Raw genomic sequence first — 18,787 nt, forward strand, 5'->3', positions numbered from 1 at the left:
GATGGGATGGGCCGATTGTCCAACAGGACGGGCGGAGTGGGGCGGCAACCTTGTCACGCCTGATCCGTTGCAGCAGCATCCAGCCCATGACCGCCGATCGCATCACCACCATCGACACCGTCCGCGGCTTCGCCGTGCTGGGCATCCTGCTGATGAACATCGCCAGCCTGGGGCTGCCATCCGACGCCTATGTCAATCCTGCGCTCGCCGGCGGCAGCACCGGCGCCGACCTGTGGGTATGGGTCGGAAACTGGCTGCTGGTGGATGGCCGGATGCGGGCGCTGTTCACTCTGCTGTTCGGCGCGTCGCTGCTGCTGGTGGCGGAACGCGCGGGCGACGCCGGCCTCGGCACCACCTGGCGGCGGCTGTTCTGGCTGTTCGTCATCGGCATGATCCACGCCTGGTTGATCTGGTACGGCGACATATTGGTGACCTATGCGCTGGCCGGCGTGATCGCCTTCCTGCTGCGCAACCGGTCGGTGCGTTTTCAGGCCGGCGCGGGCTGCGTGATCCTGCTGGCGCTGATGCTCTACGGCTTCAGCGGCTGGTGGTGGTTCGGACAGCAGGCGGCAGTCCTGGCCAGCCCGGCGGCAAGCGCCGACGCGCTGGCAGGCGCGCGCGAGCAACTCGCCGCCATCACCGTCTCGCCCGATGATGTCGCACGGGAGATCGCCGGCTATCGCGGCGGTTTCGCCGCCGTCTTCGAAACGCGGGCACCGACCACGCTATGGTTCCAGACCTATCTGCTGCCCACCTTCACCCTGTGGGAGGCTGTCGCGCTGATGCTGATCGGCATGGCCCTGTTCCGCCGCGGCTTCTTCAGCGGCGCCTGGTCCGCCGCCAGCTACGGCCGTCTGTTCTGGCTGCTGCCGCTCGGGGTGGCGGCAACCGCGCCCACCGCCTGGTGGCTGGTGCGCACCGGCTGGGACCCGGTGGTACAGCTCGCCGCCGATGCGCTTCGGCTGCCGGTGCAGGTGGGGATGGCGTTCGGCTATGTCGCGCTGGTGGTGCGGCTGGTGCAGACCGGCACGCTGCCCGGCCTGATGGCGCGGCTGGCGGCGTGCGGCCGCACGGCGCTCAGCAACTATCTCGGCGCCAGCATCCTGACCACGACGCTGTTCTACGGCTATGGCTTCGGTCGCTTTGCCCACTATGGCCGGGCGGAGCTGCTGCTCGTGGTGGCAGCCGTCTGGGCGTTGCAATTGTGGCTGTCACCGCTCTGGCTGCGCCATTTCCGCCACGGCCCGGCAGAATGGCTGTGGCGCTCGCTCACGCGAATGCAGCGGGTGCCGATGCGGAACGGATGACGGCCGCCGCGAAACCTCCGCGGCGGCCGTCCGCTTGTCCCGCGATCAGGCCGCCAACGCGGCGCGGCGGCGCAGGGTGCCGCCCACCAGGCCGAAGCCCATGATCATCATCGCCCAGGTGGCGGGTTCCGGCACCGCGGCGGTCGCCACCGTCACGCGGCCGATCAGCTGCGCGGTGTTGACCTGCTGTTCGGTGGTGGAGAAACCGCCGGCGGGCGATCCCCCCAGCGAGAAGCCCAGCACGTCGAGCGTGTAGGTATCGAGGCCGATCATGAAGGTGTCGGAGGTGCCGGCGAAGCTGGCCGTCACATGGTCGGCGCAGCCGTTGATGTTGATGCCCTGGCCATTGGCGCCGCCATAGGGGCAGGGATCCAGGCTGTTGGTGGTTTCATCGTGCAGGAATTTGAAGATGAAGCTCTTCGCACCCACCCCCGTGCCATCAACATCGACATCCGCGGTCAGCTTCAAGAAGACCGACGCGGCGGACGGCGGGAAGACCGGCAGGTTGACATGCTGGAAATCGCCCAGGACCAGATCGGGTGACGCGCCCGGCACCGTCAGGCTGGTGACCACCGTTCCGGCGGCGACATAGTTATAGCCGCTCTGACCGAAACCGGAATCACCGCCCCAGCGCACCGACGGGTTGATGGTCCCGTTGTTGGTGAACACGGTGATCGGATTGCCGTCAGTCAACGTGCCGTTGAACCAGGTGCCGGTCAGGTTGGAGAAGGTCACGATCGCGGCGTCGGCGGTGGATGCGGCAAACGCAACAGCCGAGACAAGCGCGAAACGCGCAACATTTTTGAGCATGAATGGGTCCCCATATATGTTTTCCCGCGCGATTCGGCGGTAAGAAATTTTACACACGTTATATGCCAAAACAATTCCCGAATGCGCATCGGGCCATTCATAATTTTTACAGGTGAGACGCGTTATTGGATGAGAGGAAGGCTCATGCGGCGTGGGGCACGATGCGATCAAGCTCGCCATTCAGCGCACGGCGAGCCAACGTCAACTCATATTGATCGCGCATGCGCAGGAAAAAGCCCGCCGACATGCCGAAATAACGCCCAAGCCTCAGATCAAGCTCCGCCTCGATCCGTTTTTTCCCCGCGACAACCGGTTCTACCTGCTCGACCGGCAGATTGATGGCATTTGCCAAAGCCTCTATCGTCAACCCCAACGGCGCGATGAACTCCGCCCGCAACATCTCACCAGGATGTTCCAGTGCGATATGCTGATCAGTGGTAGTCGACAATTTCGACATCATGCACGTGCCCGTCTTTCCAAACAAAGCATATACGCCATTGCATCGAAATTGAAATAGAGTGCTGTCCGTCGCGATCGCCGCTCAGCGCGTGTAGCCGATTGCCGGGGGGATTGCGCAGGTCGTCGAGTGTCTCTGCTGCGTGCAGCATGGCGAGCTTTGTGAAAGCGCGGGTCTGGAGGTTAGGGGGAAGCGAACGCGCCAACTTGCCCTCAAAAATGCTTCGGGCGGCACGGTCTTTGAAGCTGCTAATCATCCTGCCGCTCAGCCGGCAGCAAGCGCAAGAATTACGTTAGCAACCCGCTTCGCCTCCGAAGGCGTGAAATCGAACGGCACCGGCCCAACCTGAATAATCAGGTTGTCGCGCACTTGAATCGGCACAATCGACCCCATTGGGACAGGCGACCCAACAGTAGCAGATTCCTCCGCAACAAAGGGTCGTTGGGTTTTGATACGAGCGCCTTTACCCTTATCGCCAGATTTTTCGACAACATCCGACATATGGTTGCGGGAGCGTCCAGATGGGCGAAAACCGATCGGATTTGCCCGATACGCCTTGAAGTCGGCAAGCGCACTTTCCAACCTGCTCCGATATGTCCGCAAACTGTCAGGGGTGTAATTCTTGCCCAGCTTGTTGGTGAAACGCATCATGGCGTGCTCAACGTCAAGCTTCGTGACGTCCACCAAATCCTCAGGATCAAGCGCTCCGAGCACCTTGTTCGCTGTCGCCTTGCGCGCTTGCGCCGTATTCGCCGGGAGCAACCCCTTTTCCGCAACCCACGCGAGGAATGCCACGAAATCGCCCTTTGTCACACCATTCATCGATCATCCCCTACGAGATGTTCGAAAGATGGCGTCAATGTCACATTTTGTCAAACAGACATGTTAGCCATCACCCTCACCGTCCCCACTTCCGCTGCGTCTTCCCGAACCGCGTCTTCCGCGTCCCCGGCCGCCCCGCCTCCGCCCGGCCTTTCACCGGCGCCGCGCGCTCGGTCGTCACACTCAGTTCGTCCGCCTCCAGCTTGCGGATTTCATCCCGCAACCGTGCCGCTTCCTCGAACTCCAGGTCGGCGGCCGCCTTCTGCATCCGCCCCTCCAGCTCCTTGATGTAGGCGCGCAGATTGTGGCCCACCAGGTGCGGCGTGTCCTCGTCGATCTCGACCGTCAGATGGTCCTTGCTCGCCACATGCGCCATCAGGTCGGCGATGCCGCGCTTGATCGTCGTCGGCGTGATGCCATGTTCGGCGTTGTAGGCCAGTTGCTTGTTCCGGCGACGTTCAGTCTCGGCCAGCGCCCGCTCCATGCTGCCGGTCATCCGGTCGGCATAGAGGATCACCCGCCCCTCCACATTGCGCGCCGCCCGCCCGATGGTCTGCACCAGGCTGGTCTCGCTGCGCAGAAACCCCTCCTTGTCCGCGTCCAGGATCGCCACCAGGCCACACTCCGGAATATCCAGCCCCTCCCGCAGCAGGTTGATGCCCACCAGCACATCATAGACCCCCAGCCGCAGGTCGCGGATCAGTTCGATGCGTTCCAGCGTCTCCACGTCGCTGTGCATATAGCGCACCTTCAGCCCGGCCTCGTGCATGAACTCGGTTAGGTCCTCCGCCATGCGCTTGGTCAGCGTCGTCACCAGCGTGCGGTATCCGTTCCGCGCCACCATCTTGCATTCGGCGATCAGGTCATCCACCTGATCCTCCACCGGGCGGATGGTGACGACAGGATCCACCAACCCCGTCGGCCGGATCACCTGTTCCACGAACACGCCGCCGGTCTGCGTCATCTCCCAGCTGCCCGGCGTGGCGCTGACATGCACCGTCTGCGGCCGCATCGCCTCCCATTCCTCGAATTTCAGCGGCCGGTTGTCGATGCAGCTGGGCAGGCGAAAGCCATATTCCGCCAGCGTCACCTTGCGCACCCGGTCGCCGCGACTCATCCCGCCGATCTGCGGCACGGTCACATGGCTCTCGTCCACGAACAGGATGGCATTCTCCGGCAGATATTCGAACAGCGTCGGCGGCGGCTCACCCGGCAGCCGTCCGGTCAGGAAGCGGCTGTAATTCTCGATGCCGGCGCAGCTTCCGGTCGCCGCGATCATCTCCAGGTCGAACTGCGTCCGCTGCTCCAGCCGCTGCGCTTCCAGCAGCCGGCCCTCGGCGTTCAGCTCCTTCAGCCGCTCGCCCAGCTCATGCCGGATCGCCACCGTCGCCTGCTGCAACGTCGGCCCCGGTGTCACATAGTGGCTGTTGGCGTAGATCTTGATATAGTCCAGGTTGGCCACTTTGTTCCCGGTCAGCGGGTCGAACTCGGTGATGCTCTCGATCTCCTCGCCGAAGAAGCTGATGCGCCAGGCGCTGTCCTCATAATGGCTCGGAAACAGCTCCAGCGTGTCGCCGCGCAGCCGGAAAGTCCCCCGCGTGAAGGCCGCCTCGTTGCGCTTGTATTGAAGCGCCACCAGCTTGCGGATGATCTCCCGCAGGTCATGACTGTCGCCCTTCTTCAGGCTGAAGGTCATCGCCGAATAGGTCTCCACCGAACCGATGCCGTAAAGGCAGCTGACCGACGCCACGATGATCACATCGTCCCGCTCCAGCAGGGACCGGGTGGCCGAATGGCGCATCCGGTCGATGGCCTCGTTCACGCTCGATTCCTTCTCGATATAGGTATCGCTGCGCGGCACATAGGCCTCGGGCTGGTAATAGTCGTAATAGCTGACGAAATATTCGACCGCATTGTTCGGAAAGAAACTCTTGAACTCGCCATAAAGCTGCGCCGCCAGGATCTTGTTCGGCGCCAGCACCAGTGCCGGCCGCTGCACCGCCTCGATCACCTTCGCCATGGTGAAGGTCTTGCCGCTGCCGGTCACACCCAGCAGCACCTGGTCGCGTTCGCCGGCCTCCGCCTGTGCCACCAGCTCGGCGATCGCGCCCGGCTGATCGCCCGACGGGCTGTAATCGCTCACCAGTTCGAACCGCCGGCCGCCCTCCGATTTCTCCGGCCGGTTCGGCCGATGGATGATAACGGGGCCTTCGCGCTCGACGTCGGCCAGGCTGGTGCGAATCGTGATGCTCATGCCCACATTATGCGCGGCGGTCGCGCTTTGTTCCACTCACCTTTTGTCGCCTCCATCCAATCCACCTGACCGGGGCCGGGCTATCAGACCCGCTGTTCTCGTTGCGGAGCATATCATGACCCCATCCCTCTTTCGTCTTTTCGTCGGCCTGGCGCTGCTCGGCGGCACCACCGCCCTGCTGTCGGCCGCGCCGGACCTGCGCCCGGGCGAGTGGGAAGTGACCATGCAAAACCAGTTCCAGAAAATGCCCGAAGGCATGCCGCCCGAAGTGGCGAAGATGATGGCCAGCCAGGCGGGCAAGGGCCGCACGATGCGCTATTGCATTACCGCCGAGGAACTGCGGCGCGATCCCGCGGCCTGGGCGGGCAAGGACGCCAATTGCACCGTCAGCAACTACCGCATGTCCGCCGGCACCATGACCATGGACCGCGTCTGCCGCCATGACGGGGAAACGACCGCCACCTCGATGCGCGGCAGCTATACGCCGACCAGCTATGCCATGTCGGGCGCGATCAACCACAGGGGATCGAAGCGCGGTTCCGGCGACATGGCGATGACGCTGAAGATGCAGGGCCGCTGGGTCGCCGCCACCTGCTCGGCAAAGGCACGCTGAAGCCATCGGATCAGGATTCGCTCGCCGCCGCGACAAGCTGTGACTGTCCATGCGCCCCGCGCGGCGCTATAGCCGCGCCATGAGCCTCTGGACCGGCCTTCTCCTATTGCTGCTGACCATCCTCGTGATGGAAATCGTCGCCTATGTCAGCCACCGCTGGGTCATGCACGGCTTCCTGTGGAGCCTGCACAAATCGCACCACGAACCCCGCCATGGCCTGTTCGAGAAGAATGACTGGTTCGCCGTGATGGGCGCCGTCCCCTCGATCATCATGATCCTGCTCGGCACTCTCCCCGGCTTCTGGGACGGCTGGCTGTACATCGGCCTCGGCACCACCGCCTACGGCGCCATCTATTTTGGCTTCCACGACATCATCGTCCACCGCCGCATCGAAACCGGCTATGTCCCCCGCTCCGCCTACATGAAACGCATCGTCCAGGCGCACCGGCTGCACCACGCCGTCGCCTCCAAACATGGCACGGTCAGCTTCGGCTTCATCTGGGCGCCGCCGGTGCGGGAGCTGCTCGCGGAACTGGAATCCAACCGCTCCGCCGTGCTGCGCACCAACGACAGCCAGCTCGCCCGCGCCGACTAGAGCGAGTCTCGATCTGACTGCGTCAGATCGGCCGCTCTAACTTATTGTTTTGCCGCATGGGTTTCCGATGCTGGTGATTCCACCAGATCGGAACATGCTCTAAACCGACCGCAGTGCCGCCTCCAGCCGGTCGAACAGCAGGTCGATCTCGGCATCGCCGATCACCAGCGGCGGGCAGATCGCCACCGTGTCCACCACCGCGCGCACGATCAGCCCCTCCCACAACGCCGCCGCCTGCACCCGTGCCGCATCGGCCGCGTCGGCCATCTCCACCCCGCCGATCAGGCCGATGCCCCGCGCCTCCCGCACGCCGGGCACCTGGTTCAGCGCCGCCAGCCGCCGCTGGAAGCGCGGCGCCTTTGCCGCCGCCGCACCAACGATGTCCCGCTCGCGATAGAGGGCCAGCGTCTCCCGCGCCACCGCACAGGCCACCGGATGCCCGCCATAGGTGAAACCATGGCCGAAACTGCCGCGCCGGCCCGACTCTTCCGCCACTGTCGCGTAAATCGCCTCGCTGACCATCAGGGCCGACAGCGGTTGATAGCCGCTGGTCAGCTGTTTCGCGCACACCAGCATGTCCGGCACCATGTCAAAGGTTTCGCACCCCCACATCCGGCCCGTGCGACCGAACCCGGTGATCACCTCGTCGGCGATCAACAGGATGCCGTGGCGCCGCAGGATTGGCTGGATCGCCGCGAAGTAACCCGCGGGCGGCAGGATCACACCCCCCGCCCCGATCAGCGGCTCAGCGATCATCGCGGCGATCGTCTCCGCGCCCTCCGCCGCGATCACCGCTTCCAGCTCATCCGCCAGCCGCGCCGTGAACGCGGCCTCGCTTTCCCCCGGTCGCGCCTGCTGTGCCGCGTGCGGCGCGGTCAGGTGGATGGCGAACGGCCGCGGCAGGTCGAAACCGCCATGGATCCCCGGCAACCCGGTCAATGACCCGGCCGCCACCGTCACACCATGATAGGCGCGCCGCCGCGCCAGGATGCGCTTGCGCCCCGGCTCACTGCGCGCATTCCAGAAATACCAGGCCAGCTTCACCGCGCTGTCCACCGCCTCGCTGCCCGAGGTCGCGAAAAAGGCCCGCGTCAGCCCCGCCGGCGCGATCGCCGCCAGGTCCGCGGCCAGCCTGATGCCCGGTTCATGCGCGCGATGGCCGAAGCTCTGCTGATAGGGCAGCGTCTCCAGCTGCCGCGTCGCCGCCGCCACCAGCCGCCGCTCCGAATAACCCAGCCCCACGCACCACAGCCCCGCCATGCCGTCCAGCAGCCGCCGGCCGTCGTCGGTCTCCAGCCACACGCCCTCGCCGCGCGCGATGGTCAATGGCCCGACACTGGCGTGCAGCGCCAGGTTGGTCTGCGGATGGAAGCTGTGGGCCAGGTCGGCCGCGCGCAGGTCCATCACGCCGCCTTCGGCGACACATAGAGGTCGTTGAAAAATTCCGTCATCACCTTCGCCGCCACCTCCGGTTGCATGGCATTCAGCATCTCGTTGATCGCCGTCGTGCCCTCCGGCAGCCCCTCGCTCGTCCCCGCCGCCGCCATCAGCTGCCGGTAGGTCTCGGGCGTGAAGCTGTCGGCGCTCAAACTCCCCAGCAGCGCCTTCATCGGCGCCGGGATCGCCGCCTCGTTGCTGCCGCGGGCCTCCTCGATGCTGGCCCGCAGGTCCGGCAGGAACCGCTCCACCACATCGATGGTGCTCTGGTCAATCGACAGATGGATATTCTCCCGGCTCCCCATATAGCCCAGTTGCGGCTGCACGAACCATCCCCGCCGCCGCATCGCATCAACGATGGGAAAGATGCTGAACTCGTCGCTGGTGAACGCCACCAGGCAGGATTCGGGTTCCGCCATCAGCCGCACGCCCGGCGTTGCGCGAACGGCATCGGCGATGCGCCGCGTCGCCGCCAGCGTCCGCTCGGCAAAACGCATGTAACCCTCGTCGCCCAGATAGTTCAGCACCGCCCAGCACGCGGCAAGCGGCCCGCCGGACTTGGTGCTCTGGATGGTGGGGTTGATCACGCTATAGCCCGTCCAAGTCGCCGCGGTGAAAATCTGGTGCCGCCGCAGTTCCTTGCTGCGATAGAGGACGACGCTCGCCCCCTTCGCGGCATAGCCATATTTGTGGAAATCCATGCTGATGCTGGTGACGCCCGGCACCGCGAAATCGAAATCCGTCACCGCCGCACCCAGCCGCCGGAAGTAAGGCAGGATGAAACCGCCGATGCAGCCATCGACATGCAGCAGCACTTGCCGCTCCAGCGCCAGCGCCCCCAGTTCGGGGATCGGATCGACCACGCCATGCGCATATTGGCAGGCGCTGCCGACGATCAGCGCGGTGCTCTCGTTCATCGCCGCCGCCATGTCCTCCGCCCGCACCTTGAACGTGTCGGCATCAACCGGCACCAGCCGCATCGGCATGTCGAGATAGTGCGCCGCCTTCTGGAAGCAGGCATGCGCCGTCACCGGCAGCACGATCTCCGGCTCGGCGATGCCCCGCACCGCGCGCGCATGGTCGCGCGCGGCTTTCACGGCCAGAATGCAGCTTTCGGTGCCGCCGCTGGTGAAATTGCCCACGCAATCGGCGTCGCCACGCAGATGGTCCACCGCCATCGCCACGATCTCGGTCTCGAACCGCAGCAGGCTGGGATAGACCGTCGGGTCCAGCGCATTTTCCGTCAGGTAACGCATATAGGCGGCCTTCACCACCGCCTCCACGTCCCGCCCGCCTTCATAGACATAGGCAAAGGTGCCGCCTTCGCGCCACGGCAGGTCATGCACACCATACTCCTCCAGCGCCGCCATGATCTCGGCTTCGCTGCGACCTGTCGCCGGTATCCGCATCCTGTCCTCCCCGTTTGTCACAGCCTGGAATGCGGCGCCGCTTGCGTCAACCGCCCGCCTGCCGCACCGTGACGCCCGTGACGGGGCGGGTGCGGAAAACAGCCTGGGTGCTGGCGGAATCGGCGAACGAGCCGACCTATGGCCTTATCCAGCGCTATGTCTTCGCCAGCTATTTCGTCAGCACGCTGGGTGCGGGCAGCGCTGGCGAAGCCATGTGGGGCCTGACGCTCGGCCTCGCCGGCCTCATCGTCGCCCTCTTCGGTCCGGTCGTCGGCGCACTGGCCGACGCTGCCGGCCGCGTGAAGCCATTGTTGCTGCTCTGCGCCACCGGCCTGTTCCTCGCCAACCTATCGCTCTGGTGGGCGGTGCCCGGCGTGCCGCTGTGGCAGGTCGCGCTGCTGGTCGCCGCCGGCGCCGCGCTTGTCGAGTTCGTCGCCATCCTCACCAACGCCTTCCTGCCGCGCGTCGCCGGCGCAGCGGACGCGGGAATCCTCTCCGGCCTGTCGCTCGGCCTCGCCCAGCTCACCGGCATCGTGCTGCTCCTGCTCATCCTCCTGCTCGGCGGCAGCGCCGCCACGCCCCACCTTGCCGACCGCGCCGCCGGCCCGCTGGCCGCGCTCGCCCTCGCGCTCTTCCTGCTGCCGCTCCTGCTCCTCATCCCGGACAACCCCCGCCGCGGCACCCCCGGGCCATTGCTGCGCAAGGGCCTCACCACCCTGCTCGCCACCCTCAGGGACGCCTGGGCCAACCGCCCCATCCGCTGGCTGCTGATCGGCCGCATGTTCGGCAACGACGGCATGGCGCTGGTCTTCGCCTTCGCCGGCATCCTCGCCGGCAGCGCCTATGGCTGGGGCGCGCGCGAACTCGCGATCTACGGCATCGCCGTCACGCTGGCCGCCGCCAGCGGCGCGCTGGCCAGCGGCTGGATCGCGCTGCGCCTGGGCACCACCCGCCTGCTGCTGGCCTCCCTCATGCTCGTCGCCCTCGGCCTGGCCGGCATCCTCCTCACCGACGAAACCCGCCTCTGGGGCGTCGCCACCGGCGCCCCCGCCGGCACCTTCCTGCAAAGCCCGCAGCAGATCGGCTTCCTCCTCACCGCGATGCTGGTCGCGCTGGGCGCCGGGCCCGCCTATGCCGCCATGCGCGCGCTGATGGCCACCCTCGCCCCGCCCGATCGTGCCGCCAGCTATTTCGGCCTGTTCAGCGTCGTCGGAAAGGCCAGCGCCTTCGTCGGGCCCCTGGCCGTGGGCCTCGCCACCGCCGCCACCGGCAACCTCCGCCTGGCGCTCACCATCGGCATCCTGTTCCTCATCGCCGCACTGGGCTGTTTCGCCCGCATCCGCGTGGCATAAGGCGGCGATGCTCGACCTCCGCCCCCATTGCGAATGTTGCGATGCCGATCTGCCGCCCGCGGCCGACGCCCGCATCTGCTCCTTCGAATGCACCTTCTGCGCCCCCTGCGCGGACGCCATGGCCGGTCGGTGCCCGAACTGCGGCGGCAATCTGGTGCCGCGCCCCATCCGTCCCCCTGCCGCGCTTGCCGCCTACCCGCCGTCCGCCGTCCGCATCCACCGCCAGACCCCCTGCCCGCCGGCATGACCTTCGCCCTCACCCGCGCCGCCGCGCTCGAACGCCTCGCCGCCTTCCTGCCCCACGCCGGCCGCGCCTATGCCGGCACCCGCAACCTCGACCGCGGACCCGGCAAGCGCAGCAACGTCAGCGAGCTTTCGCCGGCCATCCGCCGCCGACTGATTACCGAGGAGGAGGTGGCCAAGGCTGCCCACGCCGCCCATGGCCACACGGCGGAGAAGTTCATCGCCGAGGTCTGCTGGCGCAGCTACTGGCGCGGCTGGCTCGAAGCCCGGCCGTCGGTGTGGCAGGATTATCTCACCCAGGTCGCGGCCGCCGACCTCGACCTCTCCCGCGATGCCGGCCTGCGCACCGCCTATGCCGACGCCGTCAACGGCCGCACCGGCATCGACGCCTTCGATGGGTGGGCGCGCGAACTCACCGACACCGGCTATCTCCACAACCACGCCCGCATGAGCTTCGCCAGCATCTGGATCTTCACGCTCCGCCTGCCCTGGGCGCTTGGCGCCGCGCATTTCTACCGCCACCTGCTCGATGCCTGCCCCGCGTCCAACACGCTCGGCTGGCGATGGGTCGCCGGCCTCCAGACGCCCGGCAAGACCTATCTCGCCCGCGCGGCCATCATCCGCGACACCAGCTGCGGCCGCTTCCGCGTCGAGGCCTCGCTCGCCACCAGCGCACCCCCGCTCGCCGGCCCACCCCACCCCGCACCAATCCCCCCGTCGCGCCTGTCCCCACCCGATCCCGCCGCCCGCACCCTGGTCTGGATCACCTCAGAGGACTGCACCCCCGAAACCCTCGATTTCGGCATAAGCCCGCTGGCCATCGTCGCCGTGGACTCGATCGGCGGCGACCCCGCCGATGCGAAGCGCGCCGCCGCCGACTCCGCGCTCGCCGATGCCTGCATCCGCGCCGAGGCCCATTTCCAGGCCCCCGTCACCCGCCTGCCCGAAGCCGCCCTGCTCGATGCGCTGGACGACGCCGCCACCGCGGCCCGCGCCACCCAGATCGTCACGCCCTACGCCCCCGTCGGCCCGGTCGCCGACCGTATCGCATCGCTCACCGACCCGCTCGCCCGCCGCGGCATCGCGCTGCGCCGCGTCCTCCGCCCCTGGGATGCCCGCGCCTGGCCGCACGCCACGCGGGGCTTCTTCGCCTTCAAACCCGTCATCCCCTCGCTGCTGGCATGATCCCCTTCCGCGCCTCCGGCCTTCGCGCCGCCTCCCTGCTCCTCACCAGCCCGCATAGCGGCACCTACCTGCCGCCGGCCTTCCGCACCACCAGCCACCTCTCCACCCTGGCGCTGCGCCGCATCGAGGACGCCCATGTCGGCACCCTCCTCGCCCTCGCCGTCGAGCGCGGCGCGCCGCTTATCGAAGCCACGCACGCCCGCGCCTGGCTCGACCTGAACCGCGCCGAGGATGAACTCGACCCCGGCCTGTTCGACACCCCACCCCCTCGCCCGCTCGCCGATACCGAGCGCGTGCGCGCCGGCTACGGCCTCATCCCGAAACTCGCCGGCACCCACACCCCCATTCACCATCGCCCGCTCCAATGGGCCGATGCAGAGGCCCGGATCGAGACCCTCCACCGCCCCTGGCACGCGGAAATCGCCGCCCGCCTCGCCGCGGCCCGATCGCAGCATGGCACGGCGCTTCTCCTCGATTGCCACTCCATGCCGACCCTGCCCGGCCCCCGCCCCGCCCAGGTGGTGCTGGGGGACGCGCACGGCACCACGGCCGACCCCGCATTGACCGCGGCGGTCGCGGACTGGCTGCGCGGCCGCGGCTGGCGGGTCGCGCTTAACGCCCCCTATGCCGGCGGCCACGCCATCCGCCGTCACGGCGCCCCCGCCCAGGGCATCCACGCCCTCCAGCTCGAAATCGACCGCGCGCTGTACATGGACCTTGCCACGCTCCGCCCCAACGCCGGCTTCGTGCGCCTCGCCTCCATGCTGGCGGATTTGGCGGGCTGGTGTCTCGCCCGAGCCCCGGCCATCATGGCCGGCCAGTGGCGACAGGCAGCGGAATGACCAGGGTTCTCATCATCGGCGCGGGGTGCAGCGGCTTCACCACGGCAAAACGGCTGAAGGACGCCGGTGTCGCCTTCGACTGGTTCGAAATGTCGGACCGCATCGGCGGCAACTGGGCCTATGGCAACCCCAACGGCCGCAGCGCCGCCTACCAGTCGCTGCACATCGACACCTCCAAATGGCGCCTGGCGTTCGAGGATTTCCCTGTCCCCGCCAACTGGCCGGACTTCCCGCACCACAGCCTGATCAACGATTATTTCAACGCCTATGTCAATCATTTCGGCCTGCGCCCGCTGATCCATTTCAATCACGAGGTGCAGTCCGTCCGCCAGCATGAAGACGCCACCTGGCACGCCACCGTCAACGGCGACGCGCGCGGCCCCTACAGCCATGTCGCGGTCGCCAACGGCCACCACTGGTGCCCCAACATCCCCGACATCCCCGGCCATTTCGACGGCATCGAGATGCACGCCCGCGATTACCGCACGCCCTTCGAACCGGTGAACATGGTGGGCAAGCGCATTGTCGTCGTCGGGCTCGGCAACACCGCGGTCGACATCGCCTCCGAGCTCGGCCAGCGCACCATCGCCGCCCGGCTGTGGGTCAGAGCGCGGCGCGGCGTCTGGGTCCTGCCGAAATACCGGAACGGCCAGCCGATGGACAAGACCATCCTCCCCGGCTGGTTCCCGCTCGGCCTGAAACGCCGGCTCGGTGCCGCCGCGGTCAAGAAGATGGTCGGCCGCATGGAGGATTTCGGCCTCCCAACGCCCGACCATGAGCCGCTGGAAGCCCACCCCACCGTCAGCAGCGAGTTCCTCGCCCGCCTGGGCAGCGGCGACATCGCCGTGAAACCGATGGTCAGCGAAAAAGTTGGATCCGAGCTGGTCTTCGCCGACGGCAGCCGCGAGACCGTCGATGTCCTCATCCACGCCACCGGCTACCGCCTCAGCTTTCCCTTCCTGGACGCGCGGGACGTCGCGCTGAAGGACAATCACCTGCCCCTGTTCAAGCGCATGGTGCAGGCCGAACCGCGCCTGCACGGCCTGTGGTTCATGGGCCTTGCGCAGCCGCTCCCCACCCTCGTCAACTTCGCCGAACAGCAGTCGAAACTCTTCGTCGCGCACCTGACCGGCGCCTACACCCTGCCCTCTCCCTCCGACATGGCCCGTATCATCGCCGCCGACGAAGCCGCCCACAAAGGCCATTATTACAGCAGCCCCCGCCACACCATCCAGGTCGACTTCGACCGCTATTGCCACGACCTCCGCGCCGAAATGACCCGCGGCGCAAAACGCAAGGTGGCGGCCTGACAACGAAGAACGTCGTCGCCTGCCAATTCACGCTGTCTGATATCGCGCAGCGGCAAGCGCCGTCAGCGTGCAATGTGGATCCCGGGGTGCTGGTCCCGTGCCTCCATCACGGGGCTGAACATGTCGTTGCCAGCCAGCGTCCATATGCCCTCGATCGTGTCGTTCGGTTCAGCATTGTGGAAATATCGAACATTCGTTTTGAGAGACTTATGGCTCCCTATCCCGGGTCATTTCGCGTGGGTCAGAATTGATACCCCAGTCCGACGCTGTATCCAACCTTGCGGGTGAAGCTTTCCCAGGTGGCGCCGGCCTTGAAGATGGTGCGGCCGTCGTCGAACGCCTTGGAGAAGCCGGCGGCGACTGCATTGACATCGCCACGGCCGCCCAGCGCCACCGCGATCATGCCCATGCCTGGCACGATCACTTGCGGCAGGCCGGCGAGGGCGTTGCTGCTGGCAGCGGCGGCATCGATCTTGCGGTCCATCCGCGCGAGGTCGAAGCTGACCCGCGACAGCGCCTGGTCGGTGTAGGCATTCGCCTGCGACAGCGTTTGCGCCGCGCTGGCGTTCAATTGCCCGACATTGACGGCATCGGTCGGCAGCGTGCCTATGCCGACGTTGCGCATCGGCACGGCATCCCCGCCGGGATTGAGCGTGACGCTGCCGCGGCCCGCATCATATTGCACGCTGTTGCCGGCCGTCTGCAGGGCAGCATCCGCGGTCGCCTGTGCCTGCTGCGCGGCAGTTGTGGCGGCGCTGGCAACCCCGGCGGCGCTCGAAACGCCGGAGTCGAGCGCCGCCACTGCCGCACCGACGTTGCCATAGGAAACGCCCTGCACTGCATAGCTGGGCGCCGTTACCGCGCCGGTTGTCGGATCGACCGTGGAACCGCCGCCAAGCGCGTCGGCCACACCCCGCAACGCCTGGTTGGTGGCTGCGAGCTGCCCGCCGTTGACCGCCGCGGTGGAACCCGGCGCCACGCTGCCGGCCGCAACATTGGTCAGCGCCACCGGAGCTGCACCGCTGCCGCCGAGCGTGATCGCCGACTTCGACCCGTCGTCATACTGGACAGCATTGGCGGTCGATGTGCGCAGCTGGCTGACATTGACTGCATCGGTATCCGCCACACCCGCCGTGACCCCGGCAAGCGTGCGCGTTCCACCGCTCCCGGTCAGGTCCACGACCGTGCCGCCGGTCGCGGCGCCAACGGTGATCGTGCCTGCACCCGGCGCTCCGCCCGTTTGCTGCACAAGCCCCACTGTGCCGGCGTTCACCGCCTGTTGCAGGTTGGTAATGGCACTCGTGTTGCCGGCAATCGCCAGGGTGTTAGCCGCCGTCGCTCCGTCGAGCGCGGTCAGCGCATCGCCGACATTGTTGAAGCTGCTGCCCTGAACAGCATAAGTCGGCGCGGAGATGGCACCGGTCAGCGGGTCATGGGTCGCGCCGCCGCCCAGCGCCGCTGCGGTATCGGCCCCGGTTTTGGCCGCGGCTTGCTGGGCTGCGAACAACTGACCGCCGTTGACGGCCTGGGTCGAACCAGCCGCGAGCTCGCCCGCGGCAACATTGTCCAGGGTCACGGGACCGGCGCCGGCGCCGACCAGCGCGAGATTCTGGGTCGGGGTGCCGCCGTTCGGTGTCGTTGGGCTGCCTGGATTGGCATAGCGTACCGGACCGACGCCGCCATTGGCGACATTGTTCGACAGCGCGTTGATCGCGTTGCTGTTGTTGGTCGTCGCACCATCGAGCGCGGTCAGCGCGCCGCCGATAGTGTTGTAGGTATTTCCCTGCACTGCGTAGCTGGGCGGGGTCACGGTGCCGGTCGCCGGATCGACCCCGGCGCCGCCACCGAGCGTGTTCGCCACCGAGGTCAGCGCGGCGCTCACCTGCCCGCCGTTGACCGCCGCTGTCGAACCGGGCGCGACAGCGCCGGGCGCCAGGTTGGTGACCGATACCGGTGCGCCGCCTGGGCCGCCCAGCGTGATCGTGGACTTCGACGGATCGTCATATTGGACCGCATTGCCGGTCGCGGCCTGCAACTGGCTGACATTGACGGCATCGGTGGGTGTGACGCCGGCGCTGACGCCGGCGAGCGTGCGGGTGCCCGATGTGCCGGTGAAGTCCACCATTGTGCCGGCGGTCGTGGCGCCCACGGTCAGGTTGCCGGTGCCCGGCGCGCCACCCACCTGCTGCACCAACCCGATCGTGCCGTTGCCGAGGCCGGTCTGCAAGTTGGTGATGGCTGTCGTGTTGCCGGTCGTCGCCGTGTCAATCGCCGACAGAGCCGAGCCGACATCACCATAGCTGCTGCCTTGCACCGTGTAGCTCGGCGGCGCGATCTGGCCCGTGACCGGGTCATATGTGGCACCACCGCCCAGATGCGTGGTGATGGCGTTGCCCAGCGTGTTGCGGGCATTGGTTTCGGTGGTCGCCGCCGTATCGAGCGCGGCAAGCGCCGCACCGACATTGCTGAAGTTCCCGCCCTGAACGGTGAAGCTGGGGGAAGCAATTTGACCCGTCAGAGGATCATAGGTCGCGCCGCCGCCCAGATGGGTCGAGATTGCATTGCCGAGCGCGTTGCGACCCATGTTTTCTACCGTGAGCTGGGCGACGGTCACGGCGTCGTCGGGCGCGCCGCCGTCGGCCAGGTTGCTGAGGCGCCGCTTCAGCCCGGCATTGCCGAAGCTGATGAAATTTGCCGGGGCGGCCTGGTTGGTGAGGAAGCCGGGGATCGACGGCGCGGTCGTGCCGGTATCGCTGCCAAGGCCGATGGCGGCGCCGCCACTGACCTGCACCAGTGCGTTTGTGCCAAGCGCCAGGCCATCCACTGCACCGGCAACCACGCGCGCCCCATTGCCGATGGCGATGCTTCGGGCAGCACCGTCGGCGATCTGGGCGCCGCCGCCGATGGCCGATGCACCCGCCGCGTTTGCGCCCACGCGCGCATCACCCCCGATGGCGGCCGATCCGGTGGACGCAGTGCCCACCCGCGTGTTGCTGCCAAAAGCGGTGCCGCCGCCCGCATTCGCGTCAACCAGCGTGTTGTTCCCAAAGGCGATGCCGCCCGCTGAGCCTGTGCGGACCGTGGCGTTGAGTCCCATCGCGACGGCGCCGGTCGAAGCGGCAAAAGCGCTTTGGCCGATGGCGGTCGAATTGTCGCCACTCGCGCGCACGCCGGCGGAGAAGGCCTGGCCACCGATGGCGACTGCATTCAAACCGCTCGCCACAGCTTGGTCACCGATGGCGGTTTGGCTGCCGGCGCCGGTCGCCTTGGCCTCGATGCCGATGGCGACCGGACTGGCGCCGCGGCCCGCACTGGTATTGGCATTGGCGTTCTGACCGATGGCAACACCGAACGCCTGGCCGCCGCCGGTATTGATGGCCGTTGAATTCACACCGATGGCAACGCCTGCCCCATCCCGCGCCTGGGCATTGTTGCCCATGGCGATCGCACCCGTCGTGAGCGCCCGGGCATTGGAGCCGATCGCCACCGATTGGCCGCCGACCGCCTGCGCGTCCGCGCCCGACGAATTGACGCGGAAATATCGAAGGTTGTTGTTGATCAGGGTAAAGGCACCCCCGACCGACGAGGTTGTGCCGCCCAGAATCGTATAGGTCGGCGCCGTCAGGATGCCTGTGCTGTCGGTATAGCTCGCGCCGCCGCCCAGCACGGTCGCCAGGTTCTGGCCCAGCAAGCTGACGTTTCGTTGCACCGAGAATAGCTGCGAGCCGTTGACGGCATCGGTCGAGGTTGCGCTCACCTGACCCGCCGCGAGCTGCTGCAGCTGCCGCTGGCCTGCAGCGCCACCGATTGACACGACGCTGAACGCTGTTCCGGCATTGTTGGCGATACCAAGCGCAGCGTTCCCGGCGGTCGACGAGGCAGCGCCGGTGGTGGATCCGCTGCCCAGCGCAACCGATCCCGCCACCGATGCGATCGCATTGGCACCGACGGCAACGGCATTCGCTCCCGTCGAACTGGCGTTGCTGCCGGCGGCGACCTGGCCGTTCGTGTTGGATTGATAGGCACCGTCGGCAGGTGCGGTGATGACCTGGGCGTGCAGGGAGGCGGTGGCCACCCCGGCGAGCAGCACGGCACGGCCGGTGGCTGGCAGCAGGGTTGCGAGGCTATGCTTGATCACTTTTCGTCCTTTC

At 67.1% G+C, this 18,787-nt stretch carries 16 protein-coding genes; 8 read left to right on the plus strand and 8 right to left on the minus strand.

Features of this window, described 5'->3' with window-relative positions; genetic code table 11:
- Positions 1-86: 86 nt before the first annotated feature.
- A complete protein-coding gene (locus H3309_RS12295) occupies positions 87-1,307 on the plus strand; it encodes a DUF418 domain-containing protein (RefSeq protein WP_182294986.1) in 1,221 nt (406 codons plus the stop codon).
- A gap of 45 nt (positions 1,308-1,352) precedes the next feature.
- Here the strand turns inward: H3309_RS12295 and H3309_RS12300 are convergent, their stop codons facing one another.
- From H3309_RS12300 to uvrB, 5 genes are all read right to left on the minus strand, one after another.
- Positions 1,353-2,117, minus strand: coding sequence for a THxN family PEP-CTERM protein (locus H3309_RS12300; RefSeq protein ID WP_182294987.1), 765 nt, complete (start codon positions 2,115-2,117; stop codon positions 1,353-1,355).
- A gap of 142 nt (positions 2,118-2,259) precedes the next feature.
- Positions 2,260-2,577 (minus strand): HigA family addiction module antitoxin, encoded by a 318-nt coding sequence (locus H3309_RS12305; protein WP_317983323.1) that lies wholly within the window; start codon positions 2,575-2,577, stop codon positions 2,260-2,262.
- Complete coding sequence (locus H3309_RS12310; RefSeq protein WP_182294988.1) at positions 2,549-2,830, minus strand: type II toxin-antitoxin system RelE/ParE family toxin; 282 nt, start codon at positions 2,828-2,830, stop codon at positions 2,549-2,551. Before H3309_RS12310 ends, H3309_RS12305 begins: the two co-directional genes overlap by 29 nt.
- Before the next feature lie 8 nt (positions 2,831-2,838).
- Positions 2,839-3,396 (minus strand): hypothetical protein, encoded by a 558-nt coding sequence (locus tag H3309_RS12315; protein ID WP_182294989.1) that lies wholly within the window; start codon positions 3,394-3,396, stop codon positions 2,839-2,841.
- 76 nt (positions 3,397-3,472) lie between these two features.
- Positions 3,473-5,650, minus strand: a complete 2,178-nt coding sequence (gene uvrB / locus H3309_RS12320) for an excinuclease ABC subunit UvrB (protein WP_182294990.1) — start codon at positions 5,648-5,650, stop codon at positions 3,473-3,475.
- Between the two features lie 115 nt (positions 5,651-5,765).
- Between uvrB and H3309_RS12325 the strand changes: the two genes are divergently transcribed.
- Positions 5,766-6,263 carry a DUF3617 domain-containing protein gene (locus tag H3309_RS12325; protein WP_182294991.1) on the plus strand — a complete coding sequence of 166 codons (498 nt, stop codon included), beginning with the start codon at positions 5,766-5,768 and terminating at the stop codon, positions 6,261-6,263.
- Positions 6,264-6,342: 79 nt separating this feature from the next.
- Positions 6,343-6,858, plus strand: a complete 516-nt coding sequence (locus H3309_RS12330; protein ID WP_182294992.1) for a sterol desaturase family protein — start codon at positions 6,343-6,345, stop codon at positions 6,856-6,858.
- Between the two features lie 99 nt (positions 6,859-6,957).
- On the opposite strand, the gene H3309_RS12335 is transcribed toward H3309_RS12330, so the two are convergent.
- Positions 6,958-8,262 (minus strand): aminotransferase, encoded by a 1,305-nt coding sequence (locus H3309_RS12335; protein ID WP_182294993.1) that lies wholly within the window; start codon positions 8,260-8,262, stop codon positions 6,958-6,960.
- Positions 8,262-9,704 (minus strand): pyridoxal phosphate-dependent decarboxylase family protein, encoded by a 1,443-nt coding sequence (locus H3309_RS12340; protein WP_182294994.1) that lies wholly within the window; start codon positions 9,702-9,704, stop codon positions 8,262-8,264. Before H3309_RS12340 ends, H3309_RS12335 begins: the two co-directional genes overlap by 1 nt.
- 41 nt (positions 9,705-9,745) lie before the next feature.
- Between H3309_RS12340 and H3309_RS12345 the strand changes: the two genes are divergently transcribed.
- Genes H3309_RS12345 through H3309_RS12365 form a run of 5 tightly spaced genes read left to right on the plus strand, consistent with a single transcriptional unit; the run spans position 9,746 to position 14,636 of the window.
- A complete protein-coding gene (locus H3309_RS12345) occupies positions 9,746-11,056 on the plus strand; it encodes an MFS transporter (protein WP_182294995.1) in 1,311 nt (436 codons plus the stop codon).
- A gap of 7 nt (positions 11,057-11,063) precedes the next feature.
- Positions 11,064-11,303: a DUF1272 domain-containing protein gene (locus H3309_RS12350; protein WP_182294996.1), complete on the plus strand. Its 240-nt coding sequence runs from the start codon at positions 11,064-11,066 to the stop codon at positions 11,301-11,303.
- Positions 11,300-12,484 (plus strand): FAD-binding domain-containing protein, encoded by a 1,185-nt coding sequence (locus H3309_RS12355; RefSeq protein ID WP_182294997.1) that lies wholly within the window; start codon positions 11,300-11,302, stop codon positions 12,482-12,484. The genes H3309_RS12350 and H3309_RS12355 overlap by 4 nt, the downstream gene beginning before the upstream one ends.
- Complete coding sequence (locus tag H3309_RS12360; protein WP_182294998.1) at positions 12,481-13,326, plus strand: N-formylglutamate amidohydrolase; 846 nt, start codon at positions 12,481-12,483, stop codon at positions 13,324-13,326. The genes H3309_RS12355 and H3309_RS12360 overlap by 4 nt, the downstream gene beginning before the upstream one ends.
- Positions 13,323-14,636: a flavin-containing monooxygenase gene (locus tag H3309_RS12365; protein WP_182294999.1), complete on the plus strand. Its 1,314-nt coding sequence runs from the start codon at positions 13,323-13,325 to the stop codon at positions 14,634-14,636. The genes H3309_RS12360 and H3309_RS12365 overlap by 4 nt, the downstream gene beginning before the upstream one ends.
- A 241-nt stretch (positions 14,637-14,877) precedes the next feature.
- Here the strand turns inward: H3309_RS12365 and H3309_RS12370 are convergent, their stop codons facing one another.
- On the minus strand, positions 14,878-18,774 hold the full coding sequence (locus H3309_RS12370) for a beta strand repeat-containing protein (protein WP_182295000.1): 3,897 nt from the start codon (positions 18,772-18,774) through the stop codon (positions 14,878-14,880).
- Positions 18,775-18,787: the final 13 nt, after the last annotated feature.

The sequence above is a fragment of the Sandaracinobacteroides saxicola genome (genome assembly GCF_014117445.1).
In the GTDB taxonomy this organism is placed as follows: domain Bacteria; phylum Pseudomonadota; class Alphaproteobacteria; order Sphingomonadales; family Sphingomonadaceae; genus Sandaracinobacteroides_A; species Sandaracinobacteroides_A saxicola.